This window comes from Halobacillus mangrovi (genome assembly GCF_002097535.1).
Lineage (GTDB): Bacteria > Bacillota > Bacilli > Bacillales > Halobacillaceae > Halobacillus > Halobacillus mangrovi_A.
Genome location: NZ_CP020772.1, coordinates 2553304 through 2569692 on the forward strand (window position 1 = coordinate 2553304; position 16389 = coordinate 2569692).

The 16389-nt window shown below is 41.5% G+C and carries 14 protein-coding genes; 4 read left to right on the forward strand and 10 right to left on the reverse strand.

Annotated elements, in window-relative coordinates; all coding sequences use genetic code 11:
* Positions 1 to 347 precede the first annotated feature (347 nt).
* The gene (locus HM131_RS12595; protein ID WP_085030095.1) at positions 348 to 722 is read left to right on the forward strand and encodes a hypothetical protein; all 375 of its coding nucleotides are present in this window, start codon (positions 348 to 350) and stop codon (positions 720 to 722) included.
* Positions 723 to 787: 65 nt separating this feature from the next.
* Here HM131_RS12595 and lpdA read toward each other — a convergent pair whose 3' ends face one another.
* The 5 genes from lpdA to HM131_RS12620 form a co-directional block, all read right to left on the reverse strand.
* Positions 788 to 2197: a dihydrolipoyl dehydrogenase gene (gene lpdA, locus HM131_RS12600; RefSeq protein WP_085030096.1), complete on the reverse strand. Its 1410-nt coding sequence runs from the start codon at positions 2195 to 2197 to the stop codon at positions 788 to 790.
* A 3-nt stretch (positions 2198 to 2200) separates the two neighbouring features.
* Positions 2201 to 3502 (reverse strand): dihydrolipoamide acetyltransferase family protein, encoded by a 1302-nt coding sequence (locus HM131_RS12605; RefSeq protein ID WP_085030097.1) that lies wholly within the window; start codon positions 3500 to 3502, stop codon positions 2201 to 2203.
* Positions 3503 to 3530: 28 nt separating this feature from the next.
* The gene (locus tag HM131_RS12610; RefSeq protein ID WP_085030098.1) at positions 3531 to 4508 is read right to left on the reverse strand and encodes an alpha-ketoacid dehydrogenase subunit beta; all 978 of its coding nucleotides are present in this window, start codon (positions 4506 to 4508) and stop codon (positions 3531 to 3533) included.
* A 3-nt stretch (positions 4509 to 4511) separates the two neighbouring features.
* Positions 4512 to 5594 carry a pyruvate dehydrogenase (acetyl-transferring) E1 component subunit alpha gene (gene pdhA, locus HM131_RS12615; protein ID WP_085031978.1) on the reverse strand — a complete coding sequence of 361 codons (1083 nt, stop codon included), beginning with the start codon at positions 5592 to 5594 and terminating at the stop codon, positions 4512 to 4514.
* Positions 5595 to 6076: 482 nt separating this feature from the next.
* Positions 6077 to 6751, reverse strand: a complete 675-nt coding sequence (locus HM131_RS12620; RefSeq protein ID WP_408607065.1) for a YkyA family protein — start codon at positions 6749 to 6751, stop codon at positions 6077 to 6079.
* A 280-nt stretch (positions 6752 to 7031) separates the two neighbouring features.
* Here HM131_RS12620 and def point away from each other — a divergent pair, with 280 nt between their 5' ends.
* Positions 7032 to 7586: a peptide deformylase gene (gene def, locus HM131_RS12625; RefSeq protein WP_085030100.1), complete on the forward strand. Its 555-nt coding sequence runs from the start codon at positions 7032 to 7034 to the stop codon at positions 7584 to 7586.
* Between the two features lie 40 nt (positions 7587 to 7626).
* On the opposite strand, the gene HM131_RS12630 is transcribed toward def, so the two are convergent.
* The gene (locus tag HM131_RS12630; RefSeq protein WP_085030101.1) at positions 7627 to 8406 is read right to left on the reverse strand and encodes a Cof-type HAD-IIB family hydrolase; all 780 of its coding nucleotides are present in this window, start codon (positions 8404 to 8406) and stop codon (positions 7627 to 7629) included.
* A 425-nt stretch (positions 8407 to 8831) separates the two neighbouring features.
* On the opposite strand from HM131_RS12630, the gene HM131_RS12635 reads away from it, so the two are divergent.
* Both HM131_RS12635 and rnjA read left to right on the forward strand, forming a co-directional pair.
* Positions 8832 to 9041, forward strand: coding sequence for a DNA-dependent RNA polymerase subunit epsilon (locus HM131_RS12635; protein WP_085030102.1), 210 nt, complete (start codon positions 8832 to 8834; stop codon positions 9039 to 9041).
* Between the two features lie 3 nt (positions 9042 to 9044).
* On the forward strand, positions 9045 to 10712 hold the full coding sequence (rnjA, locus tag HM131_RS12640) for a ribonuclease J1 (RefSeq protein WP_085030103.1): 1668 nt from the start codon (positions 9045 to 9047) through the stop codon (positions 10710 to 10712).
* A 57-nt stretch (positions 10713 to 10769) separates the two neighbouring features.
* On the opposite strand, the gene HM131_RS12645 is transcribed toward rnjA, so the two are convergent.
* From HM131_RS12645 to HM131_RS12660, 4 genes are all read right to left on the reverse strand, one after another.
* The gene (locus HM131_RS12645; RefSeq protein WP_408607066.1) at positions 10770 to 12503 is read right to left on the reverse strand and encodes a pyruvate oxidase; all 1734 of its coding nucleotides are present in this window, start codon (positions 12501 to 12503) and stop codon (positions 10770 to 10772) included.
* Positions 12504 to 13208: 705 nt separating this feature from the next.
* On the reverse strand, positions 13209 to 13874 hold the full coding sequence (locus tag HM131_RS12650; RefSeq protein ID WP_085030105.1) for a potassium channel family protein: 666 nt from the start codon (positions 13872 to 13874) through the stop codon (positions 13209 to 13211).
* Between the two features lie 93 nt (positions 13875 to 13967).
* On the reverse strand, positions 13968 to 14981 hold the full coding sequence (locus HM131_RS12655) for a cytochrome d ubiquinol oxidase subunit II (RefSeq protein ID WP_198162623.1): 1014 nt from the start codon (positions 14979 to 14981) through the stop codon (positions 13968 to 13970).
* Between the two features lie 2 nt (positions 14982 to 14983).
* On the reverse strand, positions 14984 to 16339 hold the full coding sequence (locus HM131_RS12660) for a cytochrome ubiquinol oxidase subunit I (RefSeq protein ID WP_085030107.1): 1356 nt from the start codon (positions 16337 to 16339) through the stop codon (positions 14984 to 14986).
* Positions 16340 to 16389: the final 50 nt, after the last annotated feature.

Here is a 16389-nt window from a genome sequence, read left to right on the forward strand (position 1 = left end):
AGAAAGAAGGACTTGCATACGCAAGCCCTCTGTGATTCTTACTCTGTTCCTTTGTTCGTTGCTTTTCCTTCTTTTTCGCCTTTTTCTTTTCTCATTGCATTCAAGTCTCTTTTACTTTTATGCTTCTTGTTTTTATCCTTCATCATCCATCCTCCTTTCTTTATTATTTTGTGTCACGATGACTAATATCATCAGGGATAAACCTTTACAAATTTCATAAAGATTAACAAGGCGGTTAATAATAAAACACTGCGATATCAATTAAATGACATTTCTTTAACATCAACATTCCTGTTCATTCCCTTTGTTACACTGTGTGTGGAAGGAATGAAAGGGAGTGGGACTTAATGAAATTCAGCACGTTACAGGCCATCTTGTCGGTGCTCTTATTAACAGGCTGTCTCCCACAGTCAGAAGATGTAGAAGTTTTAAGTGCGCAAGAGTCTTCTTATGAGCTCTATCTTTATACAGAGGCGGATAACAAGGATAAGGCAAAGAACTACTTAAGTGCATTGTTGGATTGGAAAACCAATCAAATAGAGTCTAAGAATATTGAATTTAAACAATCTAAAACTAAAGCAGATAAGATTGGCATCTCTGAAGAGAAACTCCCCGCTCTTGTCATAAAAAAAGAAGGTAAAGTGGTAAAGCATATTACAGGGGATCCGCCAACAAAAGAGATCTTAAATGAATTAGAGCAATCCATCGTTATGGTCCAATGATTCCTCTCTCTTTACACATAAATAAAAGAGCAGCCAATAAATTGGCTGCTCTTTTTCATTTTGATTTATTTTACAATGTGGATAGGTTGTCCAATAGCTACTTCTGCAGCTTCCATTGTAATTTCCCCAAGTGTTGGGTGAGCGTGGATCGTTAGTGCAAGATCCTCAGCTGTCATACCAGCTTCGATAGCCAGCCCAAGCTCAGCAATCATGTCACTGGCATTAGGTCCAGCTACTTGAGCACCGATCACAAGGTCGTCTTCTTTACGAGTGACAAGTTTCAAGAAGCCGTCACTATCGTTAAGAGATAGCGCACGCCCGTTCGCTGCGAATGGGAATTTAGATGCTTTAACTTCAAATCCAGCATCTTTAGCTTCCTGCTCTGTATATCCGACAGAAGCAAGTTCTGGATCAGAGAATACTACAGCAGGAATTCCGTGGTAATCAATCTCAGATTTCTCACCAGCAATTACTTCTGCAGCAATTTTACCTTCATAAGAAGCTTTGTGAGCCAATGGAGGCCCTTCGACTATATCACCAATCGCAAAGATGTTATCAATGCTAGTACGACATTGCTTGTCGATTTCGATAAGTCCTTTATCACTCATATTCAAACCTAACTCTTCCAGGCCAATTTCATCAGTGTTAGGACGACGGCCTACAGTAACAAGCACATAATCAGCGTCAATGGATTTTTCTTCACCTTTGACTTCATACTTAACGGTAACTCCGTCTTCTCTTTCTTCCACGCCTTGAGCCATAGCGTTCGTTACAACGTCAACGCCTTTCTTCTTAAGACGCTTCTTAACGAGCGAAGACATTTGTTTTTCGAAGCCGCCAAGAATATCCTTGGTCCCTTCAAGAATGGTTACCTCCGTATCAAAGTTAGCATAGGCAGTACCTAGCTCTGTACCGATATAACCACCACCGATAACCACCATCTTCTTAGGTACTTCTGTCAGAGATAGAGCACCTGTAGAGTCTAATACACGGTCAGAATATTTGAAGTTAGGAATTTCAATCGGACGTGAACCTGTTGCGATGATACAGTTGTTAAACGTATACGTTTGAGAGTTCTTCTCGTCCATTACACGTACAGTGTTTTTATCTACGAAATAAACCTCACCTTTTACGATGTCTACTTTATTACCTTTAAGTAGACCTTCAACACCGCCCGTAAGTTTTTGAACAACTCCGCTTTTCCATTCTTGCACCTTAGAAAAGTCAACAGTCGTGTTCTCAGACTTGATGCCCATGTCATCAGAGCCTTTCGCATGTTCATAACGGTGACCCGCTTGAATTAATGCTTTAGAAGGTACACAACCTACGTTTAAGCAAACACCGCCGAGGTTGCCTTTATCAACGATTGTAACCTTTTGTCCTGTTTGAGCAGCACGGATGGCAGCAACATAGCCACCAGGTCCTGCTCCAACGACTAACGTATCTAGTTCAATTGGAAAATCTCCTACTACCATACTTTACGCCTCCATCATAATTAGTTGTGGATCGTTCAGTAAACGCTTGATGTTGTTCATTGCATGCTGAGCTGTTGCACCATCGATGATACGGTGGTCAAAGCTCAAGGAAATCGCAAGAACAGGAGCTACAACTACTTCTCCGTCACGTACGACAGGTTTTTCTGCAATTCGGCCGATACCTAAGATCGCTACCTCTGGGTGGTTGATAACCGGAGTGAACCATTGACCACCAGCAGAACCGATATTTGTAATCGTAGTGGAAGCACCTTTCATTTCGTCAGAAGAAAGTTTACCATCACGAGCTTTCACAGCTAGTTCATTGATTTCGCTAGAGATAGAGAAGACAGATTTACGATCTGCGTCTTTAACGACTGGAACCAATAGTCCCTTATCTGTATCTGCAGCGATACCAATATTATAATAGTGTTTCTGGATAATTTCATCCGTATTATCGTCAACCGAAGTATTCAAGACTGGATACTTCTTAAGAGTAGAAACTAGTGCTTTAACGACATATGGAAGATATGTCAGCTTAATGTCTTGTTCTGCTGCAACCGATTTGAATTTCTTACGGTGAGCCACTAGCTCAGAAACATCTACTTCATCCATCAACGTTACGTGAGGTGCCGTTTGCTTGGAGTTAACCATAGCTTTCGCAATTGCCTTACGGATACCGCTCATTTTCTCGCGAGTTTCAGGATACGCTTCGCCAGCAGCTGGAGCCGCTTGTTGGGTAGATTCTTGCGCTGTTTCTTCTTTTTCTTCTGCAGTATCTTGGGCCGCTTCTGCTTGACCGCCGCTCATGAAGCTTTCTACGTCTTCTTTAGTAATACGGCCATTTTTGCCTGACCCTTGTACCTTACGAATATCTACATCGTTATCACGAGCGAATTTACGTACTGATGGCATAGCGATGACACGTGTATCATCATCTACTGAATCATCTTGAGCTGCAGGTTCTTGAGATTTCGCTTCATCTTTACTTTCATTTTTTGCTTCTTCTTTAGGTTCTTCTTTAGATTCTTCTTCCTTAGCTTCCGCTTCGGATTCACCAGAATCCTCAGATCCATCGTCAATTGTGATGATGACTGTACCGACCGTAGTTGTTTCACCTTCATCTACGTGGATTTCTTTAACCGTTCCATCTACTTGGGAAGGAATTTCAACAACAGCTTTGTCGTTTTGCACTTCACAGAGTACATCGTCTTCTTTTACTTCATCGCCTGGTTTGACAAACCATTTTGCGATTTCACCTTCGTGGATACCTTCACCGATATCAGGCAATTTAAATTCAAACGCCACGGTTATAACCTCCTATTTTTAGAGATGATTAAAAGTTCATTACTTCGTTTACTTTTTCAACAATCGTGTTATGGTTTGGCAGCCATACCTCTTCAGCTTGAGTAAATGCATAAACTGTATCAGGAGCTGTTACACGAAGAACTGGTGCTTCAAGATGTAAGATCGCACGTTCTTGAATTTCAGATACAACATTCGCAGCAATTCCTGCTTGTTTTTGAGCTTCTTGAATCATGACCGCACGGTTAGTCTTCTTCACAGACTCAAGGATGGTTTCATAATCTACCGGACTGATTGTACGCAGGTCGATAACTTCTGCACTTACCCCATCTTTTTCAAGTTCTTCCGCTGCTTTTAAAGCAGAGTGAACCATCGCACCGTAAGCGATAAGAGTAATATCGGAACCTTCACGCTTAACTGCTGCTTTATCAAGTTCTACTGTATATTCTTCTTCTGGTACTTCATCACGGAACGAACGGTAAAGTTTCATGTGCTCAAGGAAGACAACTGGGTCGTTATTACGGATGGAAGAGATCAATAGACCTTTTGCATCGTAAGGATTAGATGGAATAACAACGCGAAGTCCAGGCTGCTGAGCCATTAGCCCTTCAAGGCTGTCTGCGTGAAGTTCAGGTGTGTGTACACCACCGCCGAAAGGAGAACGAATAGTGATCGGCATTTGACGTGTACCGCCAGAACGGTAGCGATAACGTGCCATTTGACCACTGATCGCGTCCATAGTCTCATAAACGAAACCGAAAAACTGGATTTCAGGTACTGGACGGAATCCAGTTAAAGCAAGACCAATGGACATACCGCCGATTCCGGATTCAGCTAGAGGTGTATCAAATACACGATCTTCACCGAATTCTTTTTGAAGACCTTCTGTCGCACGGAATACTCCGCCGTTTTGACCAACGTCTTCACCGAAAACTAGCACGTTTTCATCGTTTTTTAGTTCTGTGCGCATCGCGTCTGTGATGGCTTGAATCATTGTCATTTGTGCCATGATCTACTTCGACTCCTTTTCCTTGTATTCTTCCATCTGTTCTTTCAAGTTGGACGGAAGTTCATCATGCATGATACCGATCAAATCAGTAACTTTTTGTTTTGGTGTGTTGTCTGCTTCTTTAACAGCTGCTTTAATTTCTTCTTTTGTTTTTTCGATCAATTCATTCTCTTCTTCTTCAGACCAAAGTCCTTTAGCCTCTAGGAACTTACGGAAACGTACGATTGGGTCCTTCTTTTCCCATTCATTATCTTCATCTTCCGTACGGTAACGGGTTGGATCATCACCAGCCATTGTGTGTGGTCCATAACGGTACGTAAGTGTTTCGATTAGTGTTGGGCCTTCACCATTGACTGCACGTTCGCGCGCATCTTTAGTTGCAGCGTAAACAGCTAGTACGTCCATACCATCAACTTGGATGCCTTCAATACCTGCAGCAACAGCTTTCTGAGCGATCGTTTGTGCTGCTGATTGCTTCTCAACAGGCACTGAAATTGCGAAGCGGTTGTTTTGCACGACAAAAATAGCCTGCGCACCGAACGCACCTGCAAAGTTAATCCCTTCATAGAAATCACCCTGTGAAGCTCCACCATCACCAGTGTAAGTAATAGCTACAGCATTTTCACCGCGCTTCTTATATCCAAGTCCTACCCCAGCGGTCTGTGTAATTTGCGCACCGATAATGATTTGCGGGCTTACAGCGTTCACACCTTCAGGCATCTGGTTACCTTTATAGTGTCCGCGGGAGAATAAGAATGCTTGATATAGTGGAAGACCATGCCAGATCAATTGTGGGACATCACGATACCCTGGAAGTATAAAGTCTTCTTTCTCAAGTGCAAATTGACTTCCAAGCTGTGATGCTTCTTGACCAGCTGTCGGAGCATAGAAACCAAGACGTCCCTGACGGTTAAGTGCAATGGATCGCTGGTCCAAAATACGCGTATAAACCATACGGCGCATAATTTCTTTTAAATCTTCATCTGATAAATCAGGCATTGCGTCTTCATTGACGATTTCGCCTTCTTCGTTAAGGATTTGAAACGTTTCGAACTGATTTTCAATGTTCTCAAGAGTTCGTTTCAAAGTCATTCACCTCTTCCTTTCCTATTTTAAAAATGGATGCTGTGAGTAGCTTTCCCAATTATGAAAAAAAACTGTACCTTTTTGCTCTTTACGTTTTACCCTGTACACAACTTTATTAATCATACGTGCAAACTTAGCTAAAACTGTTATATTGAACAGCAACATCTTAATGGTACAATGTAAATCCACTATGTAGTTTAGCTCAATTCGTCATCATTCGTCAATTACTTCGTAAAAGATAATGTCCTTCTACGAACAGAGCCTCTACACAGTTGTAAAATACAGGCTGAAAATGTCGACAGAAATACGAATACTGTATCACTGAATTATTAAGCCTGTATTAATCATAATTTTTTTCAGGGGCGGATGCAAGAAAGAAAACTTCAAAAGACTTTCTCATTTGATTTCTATCCCTCGCAGCTTCCGCATCTTTGTAGAGAATAATTGTCAAACAAAAAAAACCGTCGAAAGCGACGGTTTTATCATTTCTCTTTCTCTTCTTTATAAGTAACTTCAATTCCTAGAGCATCATAGAACGCTTTCTTCTTATCATTGTACTGATCCGTGTACTTATTGAATTCTTCGTTTGCATTTGTAACTTCGTTATACTTTTCATTAATGCTCTCGACTTGTTTCTGAAGTTGTTCTTCAGTTAGATCTTTCTTTTGAAGCATTTCATACAACTCAGCATCAAGCGTTAATGCTTCCTCGTATGCGTTGTAAAGCTCTTGGTAAGCATCATATCGTTTTTGCATAATCTCAACAAGCTCACTGCCTACTTCTTTTGCTTCTGCTTTCTCCTCATCTAAATCCTCGATTAGCGGTTTGATCTTATCAAACTCTTCTTTCGCAGCTTCAATACTTTCTTTCTCTGCTTTTAACTTTTCTCTTCTTTCTTCAACGATCCCAGCCGCTTTTTTCGACTTCTCTTTAATCTGCTCGAATTCATCCATACTTAAATCAATGATTTCGTTGTACAATTTCTGCTCTTTATTTTCTAGATCGACTAAAGGCTGTTGCTGTTGGCGAAATTCATCCTCCAACGTTACCGCTTTTTCAAGATGATCATAAATTTTTTCTTGAGCAGATTGGCCTGTACACGCAGTCAATAAAAAAACGCCTGCAGCCATAATAGCCATAAGCACGATTCGACGCACAAACATTTCCCCCTTGTTCTTACAACAAATCATTATTGTAATCTCGGCATATGTACAATAGTATAATAAATGAAAATAAATTGGAAGTGGATTTCTTTCAAATGTTTCCAATCAGTCCTTATATTGTTTGAAGTAAAAAGTTCCACTTCTATCCCGTAAATATGGAATGCGATCATAAATTTTTCTGTCGTAACTATTAAAATTGGACTTCTTATGTAGTAAGGTACAATTTCCTAATTGCAAATGCTATGATCGAGATGATAAAGAAAGGATGTTTTCTATGATCACAATGGACGATATCGTTCGTGAGGGTCACCCAGCACTAAGAAAAGTGACTGAGGAAGTGTCGCTTCCTCCCTCACAAGAAGATAAAGAAACACTTGAGGAGATGCTACAGTATTTAAAAAACAGTCAAGATGAGCAAGTTTGTGACCGTTATGGACTCAGGCCAGGCGTAGGACTTGCCGCCCCTCAAATTAATGTCAACAAACGAATGCTAGCGGTTCACTTCGTTGACCTTAAAGACAAACTGTACAGTTACGGTCTATTTAACCCACGTATTATCAGCCATTCAGTGGAACGTACGTACTTGTCAACCGGTGAAGGCTGCCTGTCGGTCGATCGAGAAGTACCGGGATATGTTCCACGATATAGAAGAATTACTGTGAAGGCGACTGATCTTGAAGGTAATGAAGTAAAACTTCGGCTTAAGGATTACGCCGCTATCGTCTTTCAACATGAAATCGATCATTTACACGGAATTATGTTCTACGATCATATAGATAAAGACGATCCGTTTAAAGATCCAGAAAATGCCACTCCGGCAGATCGTTAATATAAAGAAGCCTGCACACGTTGTGCAGGCTTCTTTATATTCAATTGGTTAAAAGTCCTAACTTGTATATGGCGTTGACTAAACCGCCCTCACTAACATCATCGGTAATCAAATCACTGACGGATTTAGTCTCTTTTACGGCATTCCCCATTGCAACCCCCGTGCCGATCTCACGGATCATTTCAATATCGTTCAAACCATCTCCAAACGCATAAGCGTCCTCGTTATTTAGGCCTGCCGCTTCAATCAGCTTTTTAATCCCTTCAGCTTTTGATCCACCACGAGGAAGTACATCACAAGAAAACTCATGCCAACGAATGTAATCGAATGCTTTATGGTTTCTTCGGTACTCCTCTATTTCATCTCCTTCACAAAAAATCAGGGATTGATAAATGTTTCTCCCTTTGAAAAAAGCTGTATCTTCTGGCGGATGGTCCAAATATAAAGAACCTAAGCTCTTTTCAATGTGTGAATGCTCAGGTGTCGATGCCTTCATTTCTTCGTGATCCATAAACACCATAGGATGATTATTTGCTTCAGCATTAGAGTAAAGAGCCTCTAGTTCAGGCTCTGATAAAGGGTTTCTATATATCTCTTCCCCTTCAAACACAACATACTGGCCATTAAAACTGACAAAGGAATCGATTCCAAGTTTCTCTCTTAATTCAGGGTACATAAACGGTGCTCTCCCAGTAGCAATGGCACAGTACACCCCTGCGTCCTGCAAATCCTTTACAGTTTTTAATGTTGCCTCTGGAAGCCTTTTATCATGATCTAATAAAGTACCATCAATATCGAAAAATGCAATTTTTTTACTCATAGCCTATCCTCCGTGATTTATTTTTATCTAACTATAATAGTTCTATGTACTATTTGGCTATACTGTAGCACGAGAGCATAGGTTTGAGAAGAAAAACACACGATAATAGTAAATTCTAATAGGTAAATGTTTCATTCTTTAAGAAACAGTATTATACTAGAGGTAACAGGGATTGGGCGGTTTAACGTTTTTGGCGCTTTTCTTCATCAGCGAAAGGAGATGGGCACAATGATGAAGCGTCTTCGAAGAAAGCTTAGAAAACGTTGGAAAAAACTAATGAATCGTAAAACATACGCATAAGTCATGAATGCGGAACTTTTTACAGGGATGACTATCATTATCCTTACCATACGGCAAACAAACGTGCTATGATTGATGACAGGACAAGAATGTGGAAATTATATCTAGTTAGGAGCGATAGAGTAATGATATTCAAAGTACTATATCAGGAACTTGCACAAGAAGTTCCTGTGCGCGAACGTACACAGGCCATGTACGTCGAAGCGGAAACCGAAAGAGAAGTTCGCAAAAAATTGGCCAATAAAGGATTTAATATCGAATATATCCAGGTGCTTAATGAGGATCACTTGGCATATGAACAACAATCCGAAGATTTCGCAGTGGAGAATCTATAACACATGAAATTCGTAAAAAATGACCAAACAGCTGTGTTCGCACTCGGCGGACTCGGTGAAATTGGAAAAAATACGTACGGTGTACAATTCCAAGACGAAATCATCCTCATTGATGCCGGTATTAAGTTCCCGGAAGACGAACTGTTAGGAATCGACTATGTCATTCCGGACTATACCTACCTGGTACAAAACCAAGATAAAATTAAAGGGCTTTTTATCACGCATGGTCACGAAGACCACATCGGTGGAATCCCTTACTTGCTACGTGAAATCAACATTCCAATTTACGCTGGAAAGCTGGCAGCTGGCCTGCTTCGTAATAAACTGGATGAACATGGATTGTTACGTAATACAAAGATGCACACCATCCAAGAAGATGATGTCATTAAATTCCGTAAAACATCTGTGTCTTTCTTCCGTACGACGCATAGTATTCCAGACTCTTACGGAATCGTAGTAAAAACACCTCCTGGCAATATCGTACACACAGGAGACTTTAAATTTGATTTCACCCCTGTTGGAGAACCAGCCGACTTAGCCAAAATGGCTGAGATTGGAAAAGAAGGAGTTCTCGCTCTGTTATCAGATAGTACAAACAGTGAAGTTCCTGGCTTCACGAAGTCCGAGCGTGTGGTCGGACAAAGTATTCATGACATCTTTTCACGCGTTGATGGCCGATTAATTTTTGCTACCTTTGCTTCAAATATTCACCGTCTGCAACAAGTCGTTGAAGCAGCTGTGAAGTATGGCAGAAAAGTTGCGGTGTTTGGTCGGAGTATGGAAGCATCAATTTCTATTGGTCAGGAACTCGGTTATATCCGCGCTCCTAAAGATACGTTCATTGATGCACAGCAGATCAATCGTCTGCCTGCCAATGAAGTGACGATCCTTTGTACTGGTTCTCAAGGTGAACCGATGGCGGCTCTCTCCAGAATCGCCAATGGAACTCACCGTCAGATCCAAATTCAGCCTGGTGACACCGTTGTGTTCTCGTCTTCCCCAATCCCTGGAAACACAATTAGTGTCAGCCGCACAATTAACAAACTATATCGTGCAGGAGCAGAAGTCATTCACGGCCCATTGAACGACATTCATACTTCCGGTCACGGTAGTCAAGAAGAAATGAAATTGATGCTACGCTTAATCCAACCTAGATTCTTCATGCCTATTCACGGTGAATACCGTATGTTGAAAGAGCATGCGAACTTGAGCCACGATTGCGGCTTACAGCCTGAAGATTGCTTCGTCATGGATAATGGAGATGTATTAGCTCTAGGTAAGGACGAAGCGATGGTTGCTGGTAAAATCCCTTCTGGTTCTGTTTACGTGGATGGAAGCGGTATTGGCGATATCGGAAACATCGTGTTGAGAGACCGACGTATTCTATCTGAAGAAGGGCTTGTTATTGTAGTGGTAAGCATTAATATGAAAGAATTTAAGATCGCATCAGGTCCAGATATCATCTCTCGCGGATTCGTATACATGAGAGAGTCTGAAGACTTGATTAAAGAAGCTCAAAAGCTGGTTAGCTCCCATGTTGAAAAAGTGATGGAGCGCCGTACTACCCAATGGTCCGAAATTAAGAACGAGATTACGGATACGATTGCACCATTCTTATTTGAAAAAACAAAACGTCGTCCAATGATCCTTCCGATCATTATGGAAGTGTAACCATTGCAAAAACCCCGCTGATGTTCAGCGGGGTTTTTCATATGCAAAGCTATCCTTTTAAGTTAATCGTTTTATGGCTTTCTTCATGTCAGGTAAATCAAGTGTTCCTGTTTCAAAGAAATTTTTAACGATGTATTTTGAAAAGTTTACGGCAGATTGATAATCAATATGACCTGGCAACGGCGCTTGATCTTCAATGACAACATCAATGATTACCGGTTTTTTTGATACGAAGGCCTGCTCCATCTTTGGTCCGAGTTCTTCGTAACTTTCAATTCGGTACCCTTCTCCTCCACAGGCTTCAGCAAATTTTGCAAAATCCATATCCCCGAGGTTCGTCATATAATTAACATGTCCCATCTGCTCTTGCTCGTACTTGATCATACCAATTTTACTATTGTTTAATATAATCATCTTGATCGGCAAATCATATTTGACCGCAGTGACAAAATCGTGCATGACCATGGTGAAGCCTCCATCGCCTGCGACCCCAATGACTTGCTTATCCGGATATGCCTGTTGTGCAGCAATTGCTCCTGGTAACCCGCTCCCCATTGTGGCAAGCCATCCAGAAATGATAAATTTTTGATCAACCAAAGGCAAAAAGCGAGTCAACCATACGGTAACATTTCCGACATCACCTGAGATGACTGCCCCAGGCTGCATGTGTTTCTCTAACTCGTACATGACTTGAGGAGCGTGTAGAGGATCCTCCGTCGAACGTTTCTCTTCTTGGACAGCGACACGCCAATTGTTCATTTTTTCCTGGTAATCATTTAAGTAAGCGCGTTCTTCTACTGGATTAATCAGTTCAGTAAGGGCCGTTAGCGTTTCCTTCGCATTTCCTGCAAGTCCCAATTCAATTGGATAATACTTACCAAGATTTTCTGGGCGATAATCGACTTGAATAGCTTTCACGTGATCTGGCAAGAAATCACGGTAAGGAAACTGTGTACCAATCAAAATAAGTAGATCAGTCTCCTTCACAGCATGATAGGCGGGCTTTGTTCCGATTTGCCCATGCTGTCCAAGACAATAAGGATGATTATCAGGGATGATTCCTTTTGCAAGTAAACTCAGTACTATAGGAGCCTTTATCGCTTCAGCAAAGTTGATCAGCTCATCCCGGGAATCCATTGTTCCTTTCCCTGCTAAGATGAGTGGCTTTTCTGCCTGATCGATCAATTCTTTCGCTTCCATCATATGAACTGTCTTAGGTACCATATCAGGCTTGTAATAACCTCTTGATGTTAATCTGACATCTCCTTTTTGCTTTTTATCGAAAAGGTCATCAGGGACAATTAGAACAGATACACCACTATGAGCATATGCTTCTCTTATAGCTTGGTCTAGAAGATCAGGCAGCTGAGCTTCCGTTTCTGCACGCTTATTGAAAACTGCTACGTCATCGAACATTCGCTCTAAATTGATTTCCTGAAAAGCCTCTGTCCCTACTTCATCCGAATGAACTTGACCAACGAGAGCTAAGACAGGCGCTTTATCTGCTTTTGCATCATACAATCCGTTCATCAAGTGAACAGCTCCAGGTCCTGCGATTGATAAGCATACCCCGAGTTTTCCAGTAAGTTTAGCATACGAAGCAGCTGCAAGAGCCCCTACCTCTTCATGTCGAACCTGAATAAACGATATATCCTCTTGCCGTTTTCTTAAATCATCGATTAGTTCGTTTATAGAATCTCCTGGCATTCCGTAAATATGGTCAACTCCCCAATCCACTAGTTGCTGGGCCATTACATCTCCTGTTCGCTTTTCATTAAACATTAGGCTCATCCTTTCACATTCACTGGTCTATTGTATTAGTCTTTAGCTATCTCTATTTCCGTTATTCAATAAATGTAAACTAAATGAGTGAGCTGGGTGCTGAGCTAATGTTAATCATTCATTCAAATTAGAGAAATCTATTCTTCCATATAAGCCTCCTTTTCCAGAAGACTTGATTTCGAGATAATAGCTTTGTTTAGATGGGGCTATTTCCGTCACCTAGTCATCTGGAGAGGTGGTCGGGGAACTGGCGAGCCTCCTCGCTCGCTGCGCTCTCTGTGAGGTCTCGCCTAAGTCCTTCTCCCGCGGGAGTCTCGCCGTTTTCCATCCAACCCATCTATAGTGTAAGGAACGGCCCCATTTAACAGGAGTAAGGAAGCTCTGATTTCCAAAATTACAGATGGGTTTTCGATAACAATAACGTTTCCGTTCCTCCCAACAGCGGTAAGGAGGTCCGAGAATTCGCGAGACTCCTGTGGGATGAACATGATAGGTGAGACCCCGGAGAGCTTTAGCTCGAGGAGGCTTAGCCCATGCTCACGGAAAGCGAGTGATTTCTCGGACCTCCAAATTCTACTTTGGGCAACGGAAAGCTCACAGTACCTCGAAATCGAGTATTCAACTATTCTGCTATATAGTTGAATAAATCATTCTGCAAGTTTTTAACACTCATTATATAAATAAAAAACCCCTACCTGAACGGCAGGGATTTTGTCAGTCTTCAACCACTAAGTTTTTCTCGAAACGACTAATATCTTTATCGGCTCCAATTACAATTAGAATATCACTTTCACGGATTTCTTCTGTAGCCATTGGAGAAACGATGACGTCTTTTTTCCGCTTAATCGCTACGACGTTACATCCGTATTGAGCACGGATATCGAGGTCGACAAGCGTGCGGCCGCTCATTTTACTTCCGGCTTTTACCTCAACTACACTGTGATCATCGGATAACTCGATATAGTCCAAAATGTTGTTAGAAATAATATTATGAGCAATTCGCTTTCCCATATCTCGCTCAGGGTGTACAACGTGATCGGCTCCGATTTTATTTAGAATCTTTTCATGATAATCATTTTGTGCTTTTACAGTAATCGTTTTAATGCCCAATTCCTTTAGCATCAAGGTTGTCAGCATGCTGGCCTGAATGTTATCACCAATAGCAACAATTACGTGATCGATATTTCTTAACCCCAGCTCTCTCAACACACTTTCATCTGTAGAATCAGCGATCACTGCATGAGCGGCGATATCACGATATTCGTTAACTTTATCCTCATCGAGATCTAAGGCAAGAACTTCCATACCTTCTCTACTAAGTTCTCTGCAAATGCTGCCCCCAAAACGGCCTAGCCCTATGACGGCGAATTCTTTTTTCATGTGGCATATCCTCCATCTTCTCACTGAAAATCTAGGTTTATTTTATCATAGAACGCTTGATAAAACACAAAAAGCAGAGAAGAAGAATCTTCTCTACTTTTTACCTTTTACATAATCTGCATCGAACAAAAACATTCTCATCAATAAAACGAGAGATGGGATGAGTAACAGCAAACCGGCGATGAATACGACGATTAGAGCAATTGCCATAGTTTCATTCGTTACGCCGCTTGAAAGAGTGACATATGGATTAAGAAGGTAAGGCAAATGCGAAGCCCCATATCCAAAGAACGCAACAAGGAATTGGAACATAACTGCAATGAATGCCCATCCATAGTTTTTCCCTTGATAAACTAAGAAAACAGCAACCATAAAGAAGGCAACTGAAATCCCAAATACCCACCAAAGATCAATAGCACGTTGATAATGCTCGGGATTCTGCTGACTCAATGCAATAAAAGTAGTTAAACTTGCAATAATGGTTGGTGAGCTCCAGAAAAGCGCATACTTTCTTACTAAATCTAATGCTGGCTGATCACCAGCTCGATCAGCATAATAAGTTAAAAACATCGAACTAATGTAAAGGACAGAAACAATAGCTAAGAAGACTACGCTCCAAGAGTAAGGGCTCGTCAACAATTCTCCTGAAAGCAGGTGAACTCCTGTTTCGGTCTCTTCAATAAACCCACCTTCTGAAATCGTCAGCGCGGTTGAAAGTGAAGCTGGTATAAGGAGTCCCGTCGCTCCATAAAAGAACATATAGACGAGGTTATCTTTAGATCCATAGCTTTCAAATGCATAGAAGGACCCGCGAATCGCTATCAGAACGATGGCAATACTTCCAGGAATAAGTAACGACTGGCCAAAATAATAGGCCATATCCGGAAAGAACCCGACCAATCCAACAAAGAAAAATACAAAGAAGACATTAGTAACTTCCCACACGGGAGACAAATACCTTGAAATTAACTGGTTAATGATATGATCTTTTTTTGTCGCCTTTGCATAAAAGGCAAAGAATCCAGCCCCGAAGTCAATCGAGGCGACAATCAAGTATCCATATAGAAAGATCCATAGTACCGTAATTCCAATTAATTCGTAGCTCATAATCAGTCATCCTCCTTCGTCGCTGCTACTTGAGGATAACGGTGCTCGAGTTCAAGCTCTGCTGGATTATTTTTGAACATTTTTCTAAGAACAACGATACACCCTACGGCTAAAACAGCATACAAGGCTACAAAAAGAATAAACATCCAATCGACATGTGGAGATGTCGTCGACCCTTCGAACACAGTCATGAACCCTCTTAATATCCACGGCTGGCGGCCAACTTCAGCAAAGACCCAGCCAAATTCAATGGCCAGCATCGATAAAGGCCCACCTGCGGCAATCCCCCATAATAACAGCGGGTGATGTTCATTCCATTTCTTCACTTTCCAAAACACAATATACAAGAGGGAAATTCCAAGCGTGAAGAAACCAATAGAAACCATTAAATCAAACATATAGTGAATCCAAAGCGGCGGCCTCTCATCCTCTGGAGTTTCTTCAAGCCCAGTCACTTCAGCATTGAAGTCTCCGTGGGCGAGAAAGCTGAGCGCATTTGGAATACGGATAGCATTTTCAACTTCGTTGTCTTCATTCAGCGTTCCGAATACGATTAAATCAGCCTTGTCTTCCGTTTCAAAGTGCCATTCCCCTGCCGCTAGTTTCTCTGGCTGATGTTCAGCTAGGAATTTAGCAGAAAGATCACCAGCGATGGCTGTCATGATCGCAAAGATAAACGTAGCTATTACTGTCAATTTTAAAGCCTTTTTGTGGTATTGAGATCCTTTTTTCATAAGAATGAAAAAGGCTGCAATGGCCGCTAAAACAGCAGCAGCCGTCAAATAAGAGGATGAGATGACGTGAAAAACTTTCGTCGGTGTAGCTGGGTTGAACATGGCTTGTAAAGGATTAATGGACGTGACATTTCCATCTTCTAATTTGAATCCTTGGGGCGTGTTCATAAACGCATTTACTGTTGTAATGAAAAAGGCAGACATCGTACCGCCAATGACCACTGGAATGGATAACAGCCAGTGGTAAATTGGATTCTTAAATCTGTCCCATGTGTACAAGTATGCTCCTAAGAAGATGGCCTCAAAGAAGAAAGCAAAGGTCTCCATAAAGAGCGGTAGTGCGATAATATTTCCAGCTAACTGCATAAAACTCGGCCATAATAAAGACAGCTGTAAACCGATGGCCGTACCTGTCACCACCCCTACGGCTACAGTAATGGTGTACCCTCTCGTCCAGCGTCGAGCAAGTAATGTGTAGTGCGGATCTTTTTTCTTTATACCAATGAACTCTGCAATGGAAACCATCACAGGGACTCCTACGCCAATTGTTGCAAATATAGCGTGAAAGAGCAGCGTCAAAGAAGTCAGCATTCGACTCAACGTTGCACTATCTAATTCAAACATTATTTTCCCCCTCACCACTTAAGGTCTATAAAAAAATATCGTCTACTTCA

Coding starts and splice junctions, on each gene's coding strand:
- HM131_RS12660 (WP_085030107.1), bottom strand. CDS start 16,339: ATGTTTGAATTAGATAGTGCAACGTTGAGTCGAATGCTGACTTCTTTG.
- HM131_RS12595 (WP_085030095.1), top strand. CDS start 348: ATGAAATTCAGCACGTTACAGGCCATCTTGTCGGTGCTCTTATTAACA.
- HM131_RS12635 (WP_085030102.1), top strand. CDS start 8,832: ATGATATTCAAAGTACTATATCAGGAACTTGCACAAGAAGTTCCTGTG.
- HM131_RS12610 (WP_085030098.1), bottom strand. CDS start 4,508: ATGGCACAAATGACAATGATTCAAGCCATCACAGACGCGATGCGCACA.
- HM131_RS12650 (WP_085030105.1), bottom strand. CDS start 13,874: ATGAAAAAAGAATTCGCCGTCATAGGGCTAGGCCGTTTTGGGGGCAGC.
- lpdA (WP_085030096.1), bottom strand. CDS start 2,197: ATGGTAGTAGGAGATTTTCCAATTGAACTAGATACGTTAGTCGTTGGA.
- def (WP_085030100.1), top strand. CDS start 7,032: ATGATCACAATGGACGATATCGTTCGTGAGGGTCACCCAGCACTAAGA.
- HM131_RS12655 (WP_198162623.1), bottom strand. CDS start 14,981: ATGAGCTACGAATTAATTGGAATTACGGTACTATGGATCTTTCTATAT.
- HM131_RS12645 (WP_408607066.1), bottom strand. CDS start 12,503: ATGAGCCTAATGTTTAATGAAAAGCGAACAGGAGATGTAATGGCCCAG.
- rnjA (WP_085030103.1), top strand. CDS start 9,045: ATGAAATTCGTAAAAAATGACCAAACAGCTGTGTTCGCACTCGGCGGA.
- HM131_RS12630 (WP_085030101.1), bottom strand. CDS start 8,406: ATGAGTAAAAAAATTGCATTTTTCGATATTGATGGTACTTTATTAGAT.